The following is a 17,575-nucleotide window of genomic DNA, read 5'->3' as shown; positions in this document are numbered from 1 at the left end:
ACGCGGCGCCGCCGGCCGGCGGCGCGCCGCGAAGGAGCACCACGATGCAACCTACCGACGATGTGCTGCTCGTGATCGACGTGCAGAACGATTTCATGCCGGGCTGCCCGCTCGCGGTCGCGCACGGCGATGAAGTCGTGCCGGTGATCAACCAGCTCGCCGCGCGCTTCGAGCAGGTCGTGCTGACGCAGGATTGGCATCCGCGCGATCATGTGTCGTTCGCGCAGAACCATCCGGGCCGGGTGCCGTTCTCGACGATCGCGCTGCCGTATGGCGAGCAGACGCTCTGGCCCGTGCACTGCGTGCAGGGCACCGAAGGGGCGGCCTTGCATCGCGATCTGGACGTGCCGCATGCGCGGCTCGTGATCCGCAAGGGCACGGACGCGCGCGTCGACAGTTACTCGGCGTTCGTCGAAGCGGATCGCCAGTCGCGCACGGGGCTTGCGGGCTTCTTGCGCGAGCTGGGCGCGAAGCGTGTCTGGTGCTGCGGACTCGCGACCGATTATTGCGTTGCCTGGTCCGCGCTCGATGCGCGAGCGGCCGGCTTCGGCGCATTCGTCATCGATGACGCGTGCCGCGCGATCGATCTCGACGGCTCGCTCGATCGCGCATGGGCGTCGTTGGCGTCGGCGGGCGTCGCGCGGGTGTGCTCGGGCGACGTGCGGCCGTAGCGCGGCGGGGTGGCGCAGATGGGCGCATGTTTAGACTTTTTTAATGTAAGCCGGGCGGGTGCGAGCTGTTGCCTGCCGCGGCATGGGGCGGGGCCAAGCGATGAAGCACGGGCTCCCGCCGACACTGGAGACTCGGATGACTGAAGCCGTTATCGTATCGACCGCCCGCACCGGGCTTGCAAAATCCTGGCGCGGCGCATTCAACATGACGCATGGCGCAACGCTCGGCGGCCACGTGGTGGCGGCTGCCGTGGCGCGCGCGAAGCTCGATCCCGCGCGCGTCGAGGACGTGCTGATCGGCTGCGCCAACCCCGAGGGCGCGACCGGCGCAAACATCGCGCGGCAAATCGCGCTGCGCGCGGGGCTGCCGGTAAGCGTGCCCGGCATGACCGTGAACCGCTTCTGTTCGTCCGGATTGCAAACGATTGCGCTAGCCGCGCAGCGGGTGATCGCGGGCGAGGGCGACGTGTTCGTCGCGGGCGGTGTCGAATCGATCTCGTGCGTGCAGAACGAGATGAACCTGCACATGATCCAGGAGGGCTGGCTTGCCGAGCACAAGCCGGAGATCTACTGGACGATGCTGCAGACGGCCGAGAACGTATCGAAGCGCTACAACATCGCGAAGGAGCGTCAGGACGAATACGGCGTGAATTCGCAGTTGCGCGCGAGCGCTGCCCGCGATGCGGGCCGCTTCGACGCCGAGATCGTGCCGATCACGGTGCGCGCGGGCGTTGCCGACAAGGCGACGGGGCGTCTGGCCACCAAGGAGGTGACGGTCGCGGCCGACGAGGGCATCCGGCCAGATACGACGCTCGAAGGCGTATCGAAAATCCGTTCGGTGCTGCCGGGCGGCGTGATCACCGCGGGCAATGCGAGCCAGTTCTCCGACGGCGCGGCGGCGTGCGTCGTGATGAACGCGAAGGTTGCCGAGCGCGAAGGGCTGGCGCCGCTCGGGATCTTCCGCGGTTTCGCGGTCGCGGGCTGCGAACCCGACGAGATGGGCGTCGGTCCGGTGTTCGCGGTGCCCAAGCTGTTGAAGCAAGCGGGCCTCAAGGTGTCCGACATCGATCTGTGGGAGCTGAACGAGGCGTTCGCGGTGCAGGTGCTGTATTGCCGCGACACGCTCGGCATTCCCGACGATCGTCTCAACGTCAACGGCGGCGCGATCGCGGTGGGCCATCCGTATGGCGTCTCGGGCGCGCGGATGACGGGCCACGCGCTGATCGAAGGCAAGCGGCGCGGCGCGAAATATGTCGTCGTGACGATGTGCATCGGCGGCGGGCAGGGCGCCGCGGGGCTGTTCGAAATCGCGTAGACGCATCGCGCGCCGCCGGCGGGCGGTGCGCCAGCCATATCGAATGCGGGGTCATCGCCCGCGTTCGGCGGCGAGACGAAGACGGCCGGAACGCTACCCGGCCGTCTTCTTTTTTGGGGCCGAAAGTTCGTGATGCCGATCAATATCGGAAGGTATTTATTGCCGAATAATAACCGCTTCCGGGTAATAGCTGCCGCTGCGCGACGCATCTGAAAATATGCGGTAACGAGAATGCCGGTCTGCCGTCATCAATGCGATCTTCCGAATGCGGCTTGCCGATTGGAACTCGAAACTAATTGTTACACTCCTGGCGCCCCTTCGATCTTCTTTTGATATATCCACTGTTCCGTCGGTCGTCTGAAATATCAGATCGCAGTTTGCCTTCGGGCCAATAACGGCACATTCGATGGATGAGCGAATCTATTGCGATTTCGGAAATAACGAATACCGATGCCGGTATGTCATTCGATCAATTCGAATGGCATTGGTCATGGGGTGATCGAAATCCGACTATCCATGAATCCGCGCGGCGCGCGTTGGCGGCCGCTTAAGCATCGTCTCGGCGCGATGCGCGCCGAAGGGCGCGCTGCGGAAAAAACTCCTGCTTCAGTTCACCGTCTGCGTTGAACCACTGAGCGCAAACCCAGCGTCCTGGCGCGAAGGCGACGCGTCCGGCCCAAGTCGCCGTCATCGTCATGCCGCCGGAGTGCAGGCGAACCCGATCGCCCGCGGCGATGCGCTGCCCGCGAACGCATGCAGGCAACCAGTCCGCGAGCGCCGCGAATCTTTCACGCCAAACGATCATCGGCATTCGAGCGCACATCCCAGGAAAATGCATGATAAATAAGTGAAATGACGGTTTCGGCATTCAAGCTGACGTTGACTCGGCGCAGGCAGGCGCATGGCTGAATAATTGATAAACCGGAAGCTTATGTTATTCATTTGATCGATATATTGATTAGACCTGTGAGACGAATAATAAGCGTGCGGTTTTGGTTTAATCCGCCAATCTCATGGTGAATTCAGACATTCTTACAATTGTCCTTACATTTCATTTTGTTTAATCGAGATAATGTGCGCGACTAAACTTTGATTTGAATTGAAAACCTTGGTTATTGGACTTTCGACATGAGTCGCCTAAACGATATGTGCCGTCATCAGCAACGCCGCCCATGCCGCCCTGTTGGCTCGGTGCCGGCCGTCCGGCAAATCGGGATCGTGCTGTTCGATCAGTTTTCGTTGACTGAAGTCAGCGGCATAACGGAATGGCTCGATTGCGTGAATCGGCGGCGGACCGCTTTTGTCGGAAGTGTCGAGCGCTATGCGCTCACGATGCTGTCGAGTGCCGGCGGCTGCGTGACGTCGATGTCGGGCGTGCAGATCTGGACCGAAAGCATCGGCTTGCATAGCGGCGGCGAATTTCACATGGTGCTGGTCGCGGGCGGCGCAGGCGCGCCGGCCGCGACGCTCGACGATGCGCTGCATCTATGGCTGCACGATGCGGCACGCAGCGGCGAAGTGCAGGTGTACTCGATGCGTCGCGACGGCGGCGACATCATCGCCGCGGCCGGGTCCGATGCATGCATGCTGCCGCCGCGCGTGCAGCCGGCGCCCGCCAATTTGCCGTTGCGGCGCTTGTCGTCGGCGAGCCTCGCGTCCGGCGCATTCGGTTTTTCTTCCGAGGCGTTGCAGCCGCTTGCGCGCGGCTCCGCGTCCGACGCGCCGGCCGAGCCGCGCGCCGACGCGCACGACCGCGCGATCAAGCGTGCGGGCGAGTTGATCCGCGAGGTCGCGCAGCGGCTTGCCGAACAATGCGACCAGACCATCTCGATTGCCGATGTCGCGCAGGACATCGCGATGAGCGAGCGCAATTTCCTGCGGCGCTTCAAGCTCGAAATGGGCGTAACGCCATCGGAATACCTGCTGCAAGCCCGCATCGAACGGGCTTGCTCGTTGCTGACCGAGTCGGATCTGCCGGTCGACAAGATCGCGCGCCGCGCGGGCCTCGGCAACGGCGAGCGCCTTGCCAAGGTGTTTCGGCGGCGCCTGTCGATGTCGCCCACCGAATACCGGGCCGCCGCACGCTGGCTGGCAGCGGGCTAATCACTCCCCAACGCCACGACATTCGCCACTTTCGCAAGCGAGGATTCGATGTTCGACGTCATCAGTGCCAGTGGGGCAGGGGCGGCTGTTGCCGCGCGGTTTGTCACGACAGCTGACGGGAGGGTGCGATGATGCCTTCGCTCTTTCAGTTGATCGACGTGTTGCTCGTCGTCACGGCGGCGCTCGGCGCGCCGTCCGGCAACGATGCGTTCGCCGCCGTCGGCGACATGCGGTTTGCGACCGTCTGCCTCGATGCCGCGCTTGTGCTCGCCGTGTTTCCGTGGTTTTCGGTTTATCGCGCTTGGCGCGAGCAGCCGCTCGCGGCGCTCGCCGTCCGCGTGCTGGCCGCTTGGGCGCTCGCGCAGACGCTGACGTTCGCGGTGGTCGTCGCGCTCGGCGGCGCATCGGCGGTGCCGCGGCAGTGGTTTGCCGGCTGGTCGGCGCTCGCCGCGCTCGCACTCGTGGCGGCTCGCATCGCGGTGCGCCGCTTGTCGAGCGCGCGCGCGTTCGGGCGCCAATGCAAGACGATCGCGATTGCCGCCGGCCATGCCGAAGGGCGGCGCATCGTGAAGCGCATCGCGCTTGGCGGGCAGCCGGGTTTCCGCCCGGTGGTCGTGTTCGATGCGCAATGCGTCGAGCGTACCGAGGTGTTCGGCGTGCCGGTGGTAGGGCGGCTCGAACCGTTTATCGATACGCTGCGCCGCCAGCGCGTGCGCGAACTGTGGATCGTCGCGCAGCCGGGCGAGACGCAATTGATCGAGCCGTTCGTCGATGCGCTGCGCAATGACTTCATCGATATCCGCTTCATTCCCGAACTCGATCGCCTGCCGTTCGCCAACGGCGGCGTGACCGAGCTGCTCGGGCTGCCGGCGATCAACGTCGTCACGTCGCCTCTGCGCGACTGGCAGCGGCTGCCCAAGGCGGTGTTCGACCGGCTGTTCGCGCTCGCCGTGCTCGTCGCGTGCTCGCCGCTGCTCGCCGCGATCGCGTGCGCGGTGAAGCTGTCGTCGCCGGGCCCGGTGTTCTTCCGGCAGCGCCGCATGGGCGTCGACGGCCGGGATTTCCGTATCTACAAGTTCCGCTCGATGCGGCTGCACGCGGACGAGCCGGGCCCCGTCACGCAGGCGACGAAGGGCGATCCGCGGATCACGAAAATCGGCGCGTTTCTGCGGCGCACGAGCCTCGACGAGCTGCCGCAGTTCATCAACGTGCTCAAGGGCGAGATGTCGGTGGTCGGCCCGAGGCCGCATGCGACCGAGCACGACGAACTCTACAAGAACCTGGTGCGCAACTACATGTATCGCTACCGGATCAAGCCCGGCATTACCGGCTGGGCGCAGGTGAACGGTTTTCGCGGCGAGACGGACCGGGTCGACAAGATGGAGCGGCGCGTCGAGTTCGACCTGTACTACATCCGCCACTGGAATTTCTGGTTCGACCTGAAGATCGTGTTTCTCACGCTGTTGCGGGGATTTACCGGCCCGGCGGCCTATTGACCGCGCCGGCCGGAGCATCGGCCGTTGCGCGCCGATCCGCACGGATCGTGCCCGTGCAGCATCTCATGCCCCGTGCGGTTTGCCGGCCGCGCGGATATTCGTCGACTCCGATTTAAAAGAGCCCATGCAGTCTTTCGTCCTTGCCCGCCCGCGCGGGCGATTCGTGTTGTGCCTGCTGTCGCTTGCGTTCCTTCTTGCCGGTTGTAGCGTGCTCGCGCCGGGCATGAGTTTTGTCGGGCGCGCACCGCTCGCCGCGGCCGATGTGCCCGTGATCGAACTGGATAGCCGGCAGATCGATGCGCTCAACGATGCGCGCAAGCATCGCGCCGACGGCGCGATTGCCGATACCGCCGATACCGCCGCGCTGGCCCGCGCGGGCGCGCGCGATGCATACCGGATCGGTCCGGCCGACGTGCTGTCGATCATCGTCTGGGACCATCCGGAACTCGTGATGCCGAATCTGACCTACGACGTCGGCTCGACGGCCGGTGCGCAGCCGCCGAGCGCGGGGATGGCGGGTCAGAGCGTGCCAGGCTACCTGGTCAGCGCCGACGGCTGCATTCAGTTTCCCTATGTGAAGCGGCTCGCGGTCGCGGGCCTAAGCGAAGCGGACGCCCAGCAGCGATTGGCGCGCGCGCTACAGCCGTATGTCCGCGATGCGCAGGTTTCCCTGCGCGTGGTCGGCTTTCGCAGCAAGAAGGTGTACGTCAACGGCGAAGTCCGCTCGCCGGGCGTGAAACCGATCACCGACGTGCCGATGACGCTCGCGAATGCACTCAACGAGGCGTCGGGGGTGCTCGACAGCGGCGACGCGAGCCATATCGCGCTCACGCGCGGCGGCCGTCGCTACCGGATCGATTTGCCGCGCCTGGCCGAGAGCGGACTCGACGCGGCGCGCATCGTGCTGCAGGACGGCGACGAGCTGCGCGTGCCGCCCGCGCGCGATTACAGCGTGTTCGTGATGGGTGAGGTGCTCAAGCCGGGGCCGCTGCCGCTGCGCTCGGACGGGCGGCTCACGTTGTCGCAGGCGCTTGGCGCGGCGCAGATCAATCAGGTGACGAGCGATCCGTCGCGCATCTATCTGGTTCGTCCGGCACGTGCGGCCGCGGCCGCACGTGCGGGCACCGATGCGGCTCGCGGCAATGCCGGCGTGGGGCAGCCGGGCGCGCAGGCCCAGGTCTTCCATTTCGACGCGCGCTCGCCGCAAGCGATGGCGCTGGCGCAACGCGTCGAGCTTGAACCCGACGACGTGGTGTTCGTCGACGCGGCCGGCGTGGTGCGCTGGAACCGCGTGATCTCGCAACTCGTCGGCGGCACGGCAGCCGCGTACAACATTCAGCGCGCATCGGGAGGCTGACGATGATCGCAGCCGTACTCGTCGTCTGTCACGCGAACATCTGCCGCAGCCCGGCCGCCGCCGCGCTGCTTGCGCGCGCGCTGCCGGACGTGGACGTCGCGTCGGCGGGCGTGCGCGCGATGGCCGGCGCGGGCGCCGACCCGCAGATGTGCGAGGCCGCGCGCGTGCTCGGGCTCGATCTGTCCGCGCACCGCGCCACGCAGCTCGGCTCGCTGCAATGCATGCGCGCGGATCTGATCCTGGTGATGGACGCGCAGCAGCAGCGCTTCATCGAATCGCGCTATCCCTACGCACGTGGCCGCACGTTTCGCTTCGCGCTGTTCGACGGCGGGCCGCCCGACATCGCCGATCCACACGGCGGCCCGCGCAGCGGCTTCGACACTTGCCTCGCGCGGCTCGGCCGCTGCGCCGACGCATGGCGCGCGCGCATCGGCACGCTCGATGCCGGCGCGTTGCGCGTCACGTGACGCGCGCCGGCATCGCCTTTCATCGTCACGCTTTCGCATCGAACGAACCGAACGAACCGATTAATCGATCCACTTATGTCATCCATTCCAGAGACCCGCCACGACAGTCACGACGCGCGCGACGAACTCGATCTGGTCGGCGTGCTCGACATCCTGCTCGCGCATCGCTGGTCGATCGCCGCGATCACCGTGCTCGGCCTGCTGCTCGGCACCGCCTATGCATTTCTCGCGCATCCCAAGTATCAGGCCGACATGATGATCCAGATCGAGGACAGCCCCGATACGTCGGCCGCCAAGAGCCTGCTCGGCGACGTGTCGTCGCTGTTCGACGTGAAATCGTCGGCGGCGGCCGAAGCGCAGATCGTCGGATCGCGTCTCGTGGTCACGCGCGCGGTGGACCGGCTGCGCTTTTACATCGACGTCAAGCCGAAGCGCTTTCCGGTGATCGGCGATTTCGTGTCGCGCCTGAACAGCGGCGTGACGGCGCCGGGCGTGTTCGGGCTCGGCGGCTACGCGTGGGGCGGCGAGCAGGCGGCGATCGAGCGATTCGACGTGCCCAAGGACGCCGAGGGCGACACGTTCGCGCTGAGCGTGGAGCCGGGTGGCGCGTGGATGCTCACGGGCGACGATCTGGCGCGGCCGGTGCGCGGCCGCGTCGGTGAACTGACGGCCGTGCCGACGCGCTACGGCGCCGCGGTGCTGAAGGTCGAACGCTTCGATGCGCAGCCCGGCACGCGCTTCATGCTGATTCGCAACTCGCGCGCGCAGACGATCGACGACGTGCAGACCCGTTTGGACGTGCAGGAAAAGATCAAGCAATCCGGCGTCGTCATCGCGACGCTCGCGGGCGACGATCCGGTGCGCGTCAGCGCGCTGCTGCACGAGATCGGTGAGCAATACGTGCGGCAGAACATCGAACGCAAATCCGCCGACGCGGCCCAGTCGCTCGCCTTCCTGAACGATCAGCTTCCGGTGCTCAAGGCGCAGCTCGACCGCTCGGAGGCGCGCTACACGAAGCTGCGCAACGCGAACGGCACGGTCGATCTGCCGGAAGAAGCGCGCCTCGCGCTGCAGCAGAGCGCGCAGGCGCAGACGCAACGGCTGCTGCTCCAGCAAAAGCGCGACGAGCTTGCGACGCGTTTCAATTCCGCGCATCCGAGTCTCGTCGCGATCGACCGGCAGATCGCGACGCTCGACGCACAGGCGGGCGGCTTTGACGCGCAAATCAAGCGCCTGCCGGATTTGCAGCAGGAAGCCGCGCGGCTGATGCTCGACGTGCGCGTCAACACCGATCTCTACACGGCGCTGCTGAACAACACGCAGCAGCTTCAGCTCGTCAAGGCGGGCAAGGTCGGCAGCGTGCGGGTAGTCGATATGCCGATCGTGCCGCAGGAGCCGGTCAAGCCGAACCGGCCGCTCGTGATCGCGGGCGCGGCGCTTGGCGCGCTGGTGCTCGGCGTGGTGCTGGCCTTCGCGCGCGATCTGCTGTTCGGCGGCGTGAATTCGCCCGACGAGATCGAACGCGCGCTCGGGCTGGACGTCTATGCGGCGGTGCCGTTATCGGCCGAGCAGCGTTCGATATTCCGCGCGGCGCAGGCAAAGCTGGCCGGCACGCATCTGCTTGCGAGCGCGGCGCCGGACGATCCGACCATCGAGAGCCTGCGCAGCCTGCGTACCGCGCTGCGTTTCTCCAAACTCAACGGCGAGCGCACCGCGCTCGTGATGACGGGCGCCGAGCCGGGCGCGGGCAAGTCGTTCGTGCTCGCGAATCTGGCAGCGGTGCTCGGCGCGGGCGGCCAGCGCGTGATCGTGGTCGACGCGGACTTGCGGCGCGGCTATCTGAACCAGTATTTCGGCGTGATCCGCGAGCCTGGCCTGTCGACCGTGCTGCAAGGCCGGCTCGACGGCGACGACGTGATCCATCGCGGCGTCGTGCCGAACGTCGATTTCATCGCGACGGGCGCGCTGCTGCCGCGCGTGGGCGAATGGCTGCTCAGCGAGCGGCTCGGCGCATTGATCGCGTCGCTGCGCGAGCGTTACGACTATGTGCTGATCGACGCGCCGCCGATGCTCGCGGCCACCGATGCGGCGATCCTCGCCCGTCATGCGTCGGCCGTGCTGCTGGTCGCGCGTGCGGCGCAGACCCGGCTGGGCGACCTGCGCGAAGCGCTCAAACGGCTCGCGCACGGCGGCTTGCGGCCGCACGGCGTCGTCATGAACGGGCTCACGCCATCGTTGGGGCGCTACGGCGGGCGCTACGGGCACTATCGCTATGTCGAATATCGCTACGCCGCCGACGCGCCGGCGCCGGGCGTCCTGCGGCGTATCGCACGCAAGCTTTCGGGCGGAGGCGCGCGATGAGCGGCCGGCTGCATGTGGAGGCGGCCGAGCAGGCCGACGCGCGGGCGAAGGCCGCGCCCGCGCGCGGGCCCGCGCGCGTCGCGCAGCGCGCGGGGCGGCGGCTGCGCGTGGCGCTCGTCGTCGAGGCGGCGGGCGGTGGCGTGGCCGTGCATGTCGCCGATTTGATCGATGGGCTGGCTGCCGCCGGCGTCGAGGTTCATTTGATTGGCCCGACGGGCGCGCGTTTCGACACGGGCATTCTCCATGACGCAATCTTGCGGCGCTGCGCGTCGGTCGTGCGCGTGCCGATGCAGCGCGCGGTGTCGTGGCGCGATGCGCGCGCCTATGTCGGCGTGTTTCGCGCGCTCGCGCGCATCGAGCCCGATATCGTTCACAGCCACAGCTCGAAGGCGGGCGTGCTGGCGCGCGCATGCCTCGGCGCGTGGCGGCACGTGTATACGCCGCACGCGTTCTACACGCTCAATCCGTATCTGTCGCCGGGCTCGCGTTGGCTGTACGGCTCGATCGAGACGCTGTTCGGAAAGTGGCGCACGGATCGCGTGATCGCCGTGTCCGACGACGAGGCGCGTCACGCCACCGGCAGCCTGCGCATTCCGGCGCGCGCGGTACGCACGATTCACAACGGCGTGCCCGGGTTCGCGCTGTTGAGCCGCGATGCCGCGCGCGCGTCGCTGGGCATCGCGGGCGATGCGTTCATCGTGGGTTTCGTCGGCCGCTTTTCGTTCCAGAAGGGCGTGGACCGGCTCGTCGCCGCGGCGGCGCTGCTCGATGAGCGCTATGGCGCGCGCTTGCAGATCGCGGTGATCGGCATCGGCGATTTCGCCGCGCAAGCGGGGCGCGGCGCGGCGGCGATGAGCGCGAATCTCAAGCTGATCGGCCGCGTGCAGGATGCGCGGCGCTACTTCTCGGCGTTCGATGCGTTCGTGCTGCCGAGCCGTTACGAAGGCTTTCCCTATGTGTATCTCGAAGCGATGGCGGCGCGCTTGCCGGTGGTCACCACGCGGGTGGCGGGCGCGGACGAAGTGGTCGGCCGCCACGACGTGGGCATCGTCGTCGACAACGTCGATGATCCGGCCGCGCTGGCGGGCGCGCTCGGCACGCTGTTCGAGGACGGCACGGCGCGCGCGCGGATGGCCGCGAACTGCACGCGCGCGATGGCGCGGTTTTCCGCCTCGGGCATGGTGCGGCGCACCCTCGAGCTGTATCACGACGTTCTCAATGGAGGTTCACGATGAATCGAGTCAAGCATGTGGCGCTGCTGCACGCATATAGCAGGCGTAATTCGGGGGACGGCCTGCTCGTCGACCTGTCCGTCAAGCTGCTGCGCGAGGCGTTCGGCGACGACGTCAGCGTCACGATCGTCGCGGCCGATCCTGCTTCGTTCGCCGATTACGACTCCGTGCTCGGCGCGCCGGTGATTGCCGATCGCGGCTTCACGCGGGTCGTCGCGTCGGCGAACCTGCTGGCGTGCGCGTCCACGCGCGGCGCGCGGCAGCTCGCGCGGCTGCTCGATTCGGTCGATCTGATCGTCGGCGTGGGCGGCGGCTATCTGCGCGCGCGCAACGCGACCGAGGCGCTCAAGCTGGAGGCCGGGCATATCCTGCAAATGCGCGCCGCGCGCGCATCCGGCAAGCCGGCCGTGTATCTGCCGCAGAGCATCGGGCCGGCGCACGCGGGCTCGGAGTTCGTGTCGCGCGCGCTCGGCCAGCATCTGGCCGGCCTGCTCGGCGGGTTCTCGAGCGTGTTCGTGCGCGACGATCGCTCGTTCGAGTTTTTGAAAGGCAATGCCAACACGCGCCGCGCGCCCGATCTCGCGGTGCTGGAGTTCGGCGCGCGCGGCGGCGCGCTGAAGCAGCGGGCCGCGCGCGCGGCGGCGGAGCCGGTCGGCCACGTCGCGATGGTGCTGCGCGAGGCGCCGAGCTGGAACGCGGCGCAACTCGATCGATACCGGCGCTCCAGTGCCGAGCTGATCGCGGCGTTGCAGGCGCGCTGCCGCGTGAGCTTCGCCGTGCAGAGCACCGGGCGCGGCAATGACGACGCGGCTTATTACCGGCGGCTCGGCATCGACCAGCCGCCGTCGCTGCGGCACCTGCTCACGCACGACCGGCCGGACGTCGTGATTTCGGTGCGGCTGCACGGCGCGCTCGAATCGATTCTCGACGGCGTGCCCGCGTTCCATTTGAGCTATGAGCGCAAGGGGTTCGGCGCGTATGGCGATCTCGGCGTCGACGACTGGGTCGTCAACGCGGCGGATTTTGCGGCGATGCCGGTGGTCGCGCGCATCTTCGCGGCCGGGGCGATCGAGCGGTTTTGGGCGGCCGCGGCGCGCCGCGTGGGCGCGATCCGCGCTGAACGCGAGCGCATCGTCGCGGCACTGCGCGATGCGGCGCGCGTGTCGCAGCCGCGCACGCGGGAGCGCGCGGCTGCATGTTGACGCGTCTTTTGCTCAGGGTGTCGGCGCTCGGCGCGAAGTTCGCGCTGACGCTGGTCGTCGCGCGAGTGCTGGGTTTCGGCGCGGTTGCCGATTATGGGCTCGCGGTGGCTGCGTCCGTGATCGCATCGAAACTGTTCGGGCTCGGCTTCAGCGCGGAGATCAACCGGCGTCTGGCCGCTGCCGAGCCGCGCGAGGCGATCCGCGACGCGCGCCGCATCGGCGGCGTGTACGCCGCGTTTTATGCGCTCGTCGCAGCCGCCGGCGCGCTTTGCACCGATGCGTATGCGTGGTTCGGCGCCTCGACGGCGTCGACGGGCGCAGCCGTGCTCGCGGTGGTGATCGCCGAGCATTACGCGTTCGAAGCGAATTCCTACGTGTTCTCACTGCACCGAACCGACGCCGGCGCCCGGATGATGTTCGTGCGCACTGGCCTATGGCCCGCGTTCGCGATCGCGGCGCTCGCCGCGGGCTGGATCGGCCGCATCGAGACGGTGTTGTGGATGTGGGCTGGGGCGAACGCCGTCGTGATCGTCTGGGCGTGGGCCGCGATCGCGCGGCTCGCGCGCGCGGCGCAGCCGGGCGGTTCGCGCGCTGGGCATGCCGGGCATACGAAACGCGGCGCGGCGGCGGCAGGGCGCCTGTGGCGCGACGGCGCGGCGTTTTACGTCGGTGCGGTGCTGCTGTCGGCGATGCAGTACGGCGAGCGTTTCGTCGCTGACCGGCTGCTCGGACACGACGCGCTCGGTCGCTATGTGTTCGGCTGGTCGATCGCCAATTCGGTGCAGACCGTATCGTATGCGGTGCTCGTCGTGATGGCCGCGCCCGTGCTGGCTCGCGCGGCAACGGATGCGCCCGCGAAGTTCATGCCGCTCGTGGTGCGCTTCGTCGGCCGCACCGGCGCGCTGGCGCTCGCGCTGAGCGTGGCCATCGCCGCGCTCAGCGCGCCGATTTTCCGGCTCGCGCACGAGACGCCGGGGCCGGACGGCGCGCTCGTGCTCGCGGCTTTGCTCGCATCGTTCGTCGTGCGCTCGATCGCGGATATCGCGTGGGCCGCGGCGGTCGCGTTGCGCGAAGGGCGGCGGGTCGCGTCCGGGATGGCCGTGCTGGGCGCGCTGTCGATCGCGAACGATTGCCTGCTGATCGGCCGTTTCGGTGCGACGGGCGCGGCGCTCGCCCATCTATGCGCGAGCGTGGCGATAGCGGGTTGGCTGGCCTGGGTGATCCGGCGCCGCGCGCCGCGCGCGTCGGCGGGAACGGCGGGAACGGCGGGAACGGCGGGAACGGCGGGAACGGCGGGAACGGCGGGAACGGCGGGAACGGCGGCGTGCGCCGGTTGCACCGCATGTGACGCGCAGACCGGGCGTGCCGCGCTGGATGCCGCGCGCCGCGAAGCACAGGAGGGACGGCATGTTGCGTAAATGGCTGATGGGCGGGCCGGTATTGAGCCGCGGCGTCGTGCGCACGGTCACGGCACTGTACGTGCTGATGTACGCGCTCGTGTATGCGAAGGCGGGCGCATTGCTGCCCGAATTCATCTTTCGTGACGCGGACAAGATCCAGGCGCAGATGGGCGGCGCCGACACTTACGCAGGCACGTCGTTCGACGCGGTCGGCAGGTTCTATGCGATGTTCGGTCCGCTCGTCGATCCGCTCGTGATCGGGATCGGTGCCTGCTTCATCTGGGCGATGCTGTGCCGCGCGAACCGGCCCGGCCTGATGGCGGCGGCGGTGGTGCTATCGGTGCCTTGCGTGTTTTTCAATCTGTTCGTCGCAAGCAAGGACACGCTCGTCGTGCTGATTTCGCTGTTCGTCGCCCACGCGGCGCGCCGGGGCAATCCGCGGCGCGCGATGCTGACGGCGCTCCTCTGCTACGGCGCTTATGCCGCACTCGTGCGCAGCTATTTCGCGCTAATCGCCGCGATCGGCTTCGGCGCGTATGCGTGGCGGAATTTTCCGCTGCAATGGAGGCTGGCCGGGGCCGCGACGGCTTTGCTCGCCGTGTTTCTGTTGCCGGGCAACATCTATGTCGCGCTGCTTCACTCGCGCGACATGGCGGTCGATTATCTCGTCTACCAATCGCCTTACGGTGCGCGCACGAGCTTTTACAACCCGCTCGATCCGTCGTCGTTCGCAGGCTTCGTCGGCGACTATCTATACGCGCTCGGCCGGCTCAATCTCGCTTGGCTGTTTTCGCCGGGCATCAAGGAACTGGCGATGCAACTCTTCATCGTGCTGGCCGTCGGCCCGGCGCTCGGTAAGCCGCAGGCGTCGCGCGCGCAGACGCTGCTCGGCTGCTTCGTGATCGGCCATGTCGCGGTGTCGATGTTGTTCGAACCCGATCTGGGCAGTTATACGCGCCACTTGTCGAGCGTTGCGCTGTATTCGATGACCGTGTTGAGCGTGGCGCGGCGGCGGGAGGGCAACTCGCCTGCCGCGGCGGCGCCCGGTGCTGGCTGACCGGCAGCATCGGACGCCGGCAGCGTGCTGCGCTGGCGTTGTTGTCGGCATTGAGTTCGGTTTTGGCGTCGGCTCCGGCCGCCGGGGCAGTGCCCGCATGTGGCGCGGTATTGGCAATGCCGCTCGGCGGTTCGAATCCCGGCCAGCCGGACGTCAATGCAAGGCGCCCGATCTTTGCCCGCGACGCGCGATTTTAAAATGCCCGCGACGCATCGTTGTTCCCTACCAGTTCGATCCACGGCGCATTGGCAAAGGTTCCATAGGTATCCCGGGTGTCTGCGCTAGTGCCTTGCAGGTCGCCGCCTGACACCGTGATTTCCGCGGCATCGAAAATCCGCCGTCCGGGAGGCGGTTCTTTGTCGAACAATTTGTGAAAGGCGTATTTTGCCAGCCCGGCGAGCGTCCAAGCGGGGCTGAGAAGCTGAAAGACCGAATGAATCGGTGTGTTCCGATCCTCGGTTCCAGAAAGAATGCTGGATTCCCGGCTGTTCGCCTTGTTCAGAACGATCGAGCCATCGGGGTTCATTTTGCCGATACTCACGCCTTTCTTGTTGAAAAGCGTGCCGTCGCGATCCATTTGCGCTTGGATCGATCCATGATCGGTACTCAACTTCACGCCGTGAAGCCCGGCGCCGTCTCCGACCAGGCCCGCAGCGCCGATATTCGCATAGCCGTTTATTATTTTTGCGCGCTCGGTGGCGGAGGGAGACTGGGCGGCGTTTTTTACATCGGCCGCAAACGCGCTGTTGTTGAGATACGAGCCGATGAAATTGTAGTTGCCGATGAGCGCCGAGCCCGCCGGAAGCGGGCCGGCCGTATTGTGTGCGCTGACTCCGTGAAAATTAATCATGCCGATTGGTCCTCGAGTTGACTTTTACCGTTCCTGAAAATAATAGGATCGATAGGTGTCGCCAGAATACCCAAGTCCGATTTCCACGGTTCTTTAAATGCGAAACCGCATATGGCTGTGCGAAAGACGAGTTTCTGACGGCCTGCGCCAGGGCAGCAATGATGGGCTGGCGGAGGGTTTTGATATTTCGGTTTCGTCGAACACTAAAGATCTATAGCTTACCGCCCATTGAAATGCGCCCGATTCAGGCCATCAGTGCGCGAGCGGCGTTCGCCGGCAGTGCGGATGCCGTAGGCCGTCGCGCTCGGCTGCTCGCGGGCATGTTGATGCAGGACGGCGGTGAAGCCGAGTTGCGGGCGCTCGGCGCGAGCCCGCCCAGCGCCCATTGGAGCGGTTTTCGGATCGATTGCCGATTGGCGTGCCGGGGAGCCCGCCGTTGGAGTACTGGCGGTGCGATGGATGCGGCCGTCGAGCCGCCATAGGCGCGGCACTGGCGAAAATGCGCGGCAGCGCGCGGGGCAGCGCGTGAACGGCGCGCCTCGCCGTCAGCAGTGCATGAGCCTTTCGCTGCAGGTCAACGGTTGCCGTTGCTGGCCGATGCCGCGCCGGTATCGCGCAGCAGCATCCGCAATTCGCCGCGCGCGGCATTCAGCGCGGGCTTGTCCGTGCCGCTCGACGTCACCAATCCGAAATTGCGTTCCCGGCTATTGCCGCCGTTGGCCGTGTTCTTCCATTCGTAGATCGACACGACGGGCGTGCCGACCGATGGAAGCTCGGCGAGAAACGCCTTGAGCCGATCGGCTTGCGCGTCGTCGCCACCGTTGATGAGCAGCGACGGCGTGCCCCATTCGGTGATTACGGCGGGCAGGCGATAGCGCGTATGCGCGTCGTTGCTGGCGGTGCGGATCGCTTGCTCGGTCATCCCGTAGGCGTGGTACGAGATCGCATCCAGGCAATCGGGCGCGGCCGTGGCGACCTGGCCGAGCAGCGCGTCGGCAAGCGAGCCCGGCGACGGTGCGTGCGCGAAGCCGAAGCCGATGACAGGCGCCGGTCTTTGTCCGCGCGGGCCGAGTTGCTGGCACGCGGCGCGCATGTAAGGCGCGAAGTTTTGCTCGACGTTGCCGGTCGGCCAGTACTTGCCGAGATCGGGCTCGTTCCATAGTTCGACGGCTAGCAACTGCGACGCATAAGTGCGCGCGAGCGCCGCCGCAGCGGCGCCGAATTTCGCGCCCGCCTGTTCGAGCGCCGCCGGCGTGGAGGCGGCGGCCGGCGAGACGGAGTCCACCGCGCGCACCGTCATCAATACCGGCAGACTGGCCGCGCGCGCGTTGGCGAATGCCGCCTTCACCCGGCTCTGGTACGCTACGTCGCTTAGCCGGTCGATCCAGACGCCCAGGCGGACGAAGTCGAAGCCGGCCGCATGGATTCGCGTCGCATCGGTCGGGCTGAATTCGCCGAGCTTGACTTGCACGCCGACTTGCAGCGGCTGGTTCGGCGCGAATGCTGGCGGCTGCGCGTGCACCTGCGTCGCCGCGAACACGAGCGGCGCGGCGACACGCGCCGCAAGCCTGCCTCGCCCCGCAAACGAGCGCGTGCGCGGGCGCATGCGGCATTGGCCCGCCGCGGTGTCGGCAGCGGTATTGGCTGTATCGGCGGCGGGAGGCAGCGCAGCAGCGGCCTGTCGAGCCGGGTTCGAGATCGCTGCGCTTGACGTGAGACACCGGTCCATTATCGATGCGGATGGAATCATCATGTTGGAAAATTTGACGCGATCGTTTCGATTTTTCGGCCGTCTTGCCGCGGGCGGCGTGATCGTCGGCGCGGCGATCATCGCGGCCGGCCTCGCGGCGGGCGCGGATAAACTGCGCGGGGCCGCGACGCGGCGGCCCCGCGCTCCGGCTGATGCCGATTAGACGTCAAACCGATTCGACAGGCAAGCGTTCCGCTGCGGCCGGCGCAACCGGCGCATTTCGTGGCGCAAGCGGTACGCGCTCGCGCAGATAAGCGGCGAACTCGTCCTTGACTTCGGGGTGCCGCAGCGCGAATTCGATGGTGGCCTTGAGA

The 17,575-nt window shown here is 67.1% G+C and carries 15 protein-coding genes and 1 pseudogene; 12 read left to right on the top strand and 4 right to left on the bottom strand.

What is annotated here, in order from left to right:
• The first annotated feature begins 44 nt into the window (after positions 1–44).
• The gene (gene pncA / locus WS68_RS24435; protein WP_059573299.1) at positions 45–671 is read left to right on the top strand and encodes a bifunctional nicotinamidase/pyrazinamidase; all 627 of its coding nucleotides are present in this window, start codon (positions 45–47) and stop codon (positions 669–671) included.
• Positions 672–807: 136 nt separating this feature from the next.
• The gene (locus WS68_RS24430) at positions 808–1,986 is read left to right on the top strand and encodes an acetyl-CoA C-acyltransferase (RefSeq protein WP_059573298.1); all 1,179 of its coding nucleotides are present in this window, start codon (positions 808–810) and stop codon (positions 1,984–1,986) included.
• 547 nt (positions 1,987–2,533) lie between these two features.
• Here the strand turns inward: WS68_RS24430 and WS68_RS29330 are convergent.
• Entirely contained in the window at positions 2,534–2,791 is a 258-nt protein-coding gene (locus tag WS68_RS29330) for a DUF2158 domain-containing protein (RefSeq protein ID WP_269147902.1), read from the bottom strand.
• A gap of 386 nt (positions 2,792–3,177) precedes the next feature.
• On the opposite strand from WS68_RS29330, the gene WS68_RS24420 reads away from it, so the two are divergent.
• The 9 genes from WS68_RS24420 (at position 3,178) to WS68_RS24380 (ending at position 14,661) form a co-directional block, all read left to right on the top strand.
• On the top strand, positions 3,178–4,089 hold the full coding sequence (locus WS68_RS24420) for a helix-turn-helix domain-containing protein (RefSeq protein WP_059573346.1): 912 nt from the start codon (positions 3,178–3,180) through the stop codon (positions 4,087–4,089).
• 128 nt (positions 4,090–4,217) lie between these two features.
• Positions 4,218–5,585, top strand: coding sequence for an undecaprenyl-phosphate glucose phosphotransferase (locus WS68_RS24415; protein WP_059573297.1), 1,368 nt, complete (start codon positions 4,218–4,220; stop codon positions 5,583–5,585).
• Between the two features lie 124 nt (positions 5,586–5,709).
• Entirely contained in the window at positions 5,710–6,942 is a 1,233-nt protein-coding gene (locus WS68_RS24410; RefSeq protein ID WP_059573296.1) for a polysaccharide biosynthesis/export family protein, read from the top strand.
• A 2-nt stretch (positions 6,943–6,944) separates the two neighbouring features.
• Positions 6,945–7,409 carry an arsenate reductase/protein-tyrosine-phosphatase family protein gene (locus WS68_RS24405; RefSeq protein ID WP_006407753.1) on the top strand — a complete coding sequence of 155 codons (465 nt, stop codon included), beginning with the start codon at positions 6,945–6,947 and terminating at the stop codon, positions 7,407–7,409.
• Between the two features lie 75 nt (positions 7,410–7,484).
• On the top strand, positions 7,485–9,770 hold the full coding sequence (locus WS68_RS24400; protein WP_059573295.1) for a polysaccharide biosynthesis tyrosine autokinase: 2,286 nt from the start codon (positions 7,485–7,487) through the stop codon (positions 9,768–9,770).
• The gene (locus tag WS68_RS24395) at positions 9,767–11,005 is read left to right on the top strand and encodes a glycosyltransferase (protein ID WP_059573294.1); all 1,239 of its coding nucleotides are present in this window, start codon (positions 9,767–9,769) and stop codon (positions 11,003–11,005) included. The genes WS68_RS24400 and WS68_RS24395 overlap by 4 nt, the downstream gene beginning before the upstream one ends.
• Complete coding sequence (locus WS68_RS24390; protein ID WP_059573293.1) at positions 11,002–12,204, top strand: polysaccharide pyruvyl transferase family protein; 1,203 nt, start codon at positions 11,002–11,004, stop codon at positions 12,202–12,204. Before WS68_RS24395 ends, WS68_RS24390 begins: the two co-directional genes overlap by 4 nt.
• On the top strand, positions 12,198–13,622 hold the full coding sequence (locus WS68_RS24385) for an oligosaccharide flippase family protein (protein WP_231753112.1): 1,425 nt from the start codon (positions 12,198–12,200) through the stop codon (positions 13,620–13,622). The genes WS68_RS24390 and WS68_RS24385 overlap by 7 nt, the downstream gene beginning before the upstream one ends.
• Positions 13,612–14,661: a hypothetical protein gene (locus WS68_RS24380; RefSeq protein WP_006407758.1), complete on the top strand. Its 1,050-nt coding sequence runs from the start codon at positions 13,612–13,614 to the stop codon at positions 14,659–14,661. Before WS68_RS24385 ends, WS68_RS24380 begins: the two co-directional genes overlap by 11 nt.
• Before the next feature lie 193 nt (positions 14,662–14,854).
• Here the strand turns inward: WS68_RS24380 and WS68_RS24375 are convergent, their stop codons facing one another.
• Positions 14,855–15,511 (bottom strand): hypothetical protein, encoded by a 657-nt coding sequence (locus WS68_RS24375; protein ID WP_059573291.1) that lies wholly within the window; start codon positions 15,509–15,511, stop codon positions 14,855–14,857.
• Positions 15,512–16,085: 574 nt separating this feature from the next.
• A complete protein-coding gene (locus tag WS68_RS24370; RefSeq protein WP_231753111.1) occupies positions 16,086–17,240 on the bottom strand; it encodes a glycoside hydrolase family protein in 1,155 nt (384 codons plus the stop codon).
• 22 nt (positions 17,241–17,262) lie between these two features.
• Between WS68_RS24370 and WS68_RS28570 the strand changes: the two genes are divergently transcribed.
• Positions 17,263–17,424 carry a hypothetical protein gene (locus WS68_RS28570; RefSeq protein ID WP_006407761.1) on the top strand — a complete coding sequence of 54 codons (162 nt, stop codon included), beginning with the start codon at positions 17,263–17,265 and terminating at the stop codon, positions 17,422–17,424.
• A 3-nt stretch (positions 17,425–17,427) separates the two neighbouring features.
• Here the strand turns inward: WS68_RS28570 and WS68_RS28135 are convergent.
• Positions 17,428–17,575, bottom strand: a pseudogene (locus WS68_RS28135) (UTP--glucose-1-phosphate uridylyltransferase GalU); the annotation flags it as partial.

Source organism: Burkholderia sp. TSV86, from assembly GCF_001522865.1.
Taxonomy (GTDB): domain Bacteria; phylum Pseudomonadota; class Gammaproteobacteria; order Burkholderiales; family Burkholderiaceae; genus Burkholderia.
Note: the sequence above shows the minus strand (reverse complement) of the source record. Positions and strands in the feature narration are given on the sequence as shown.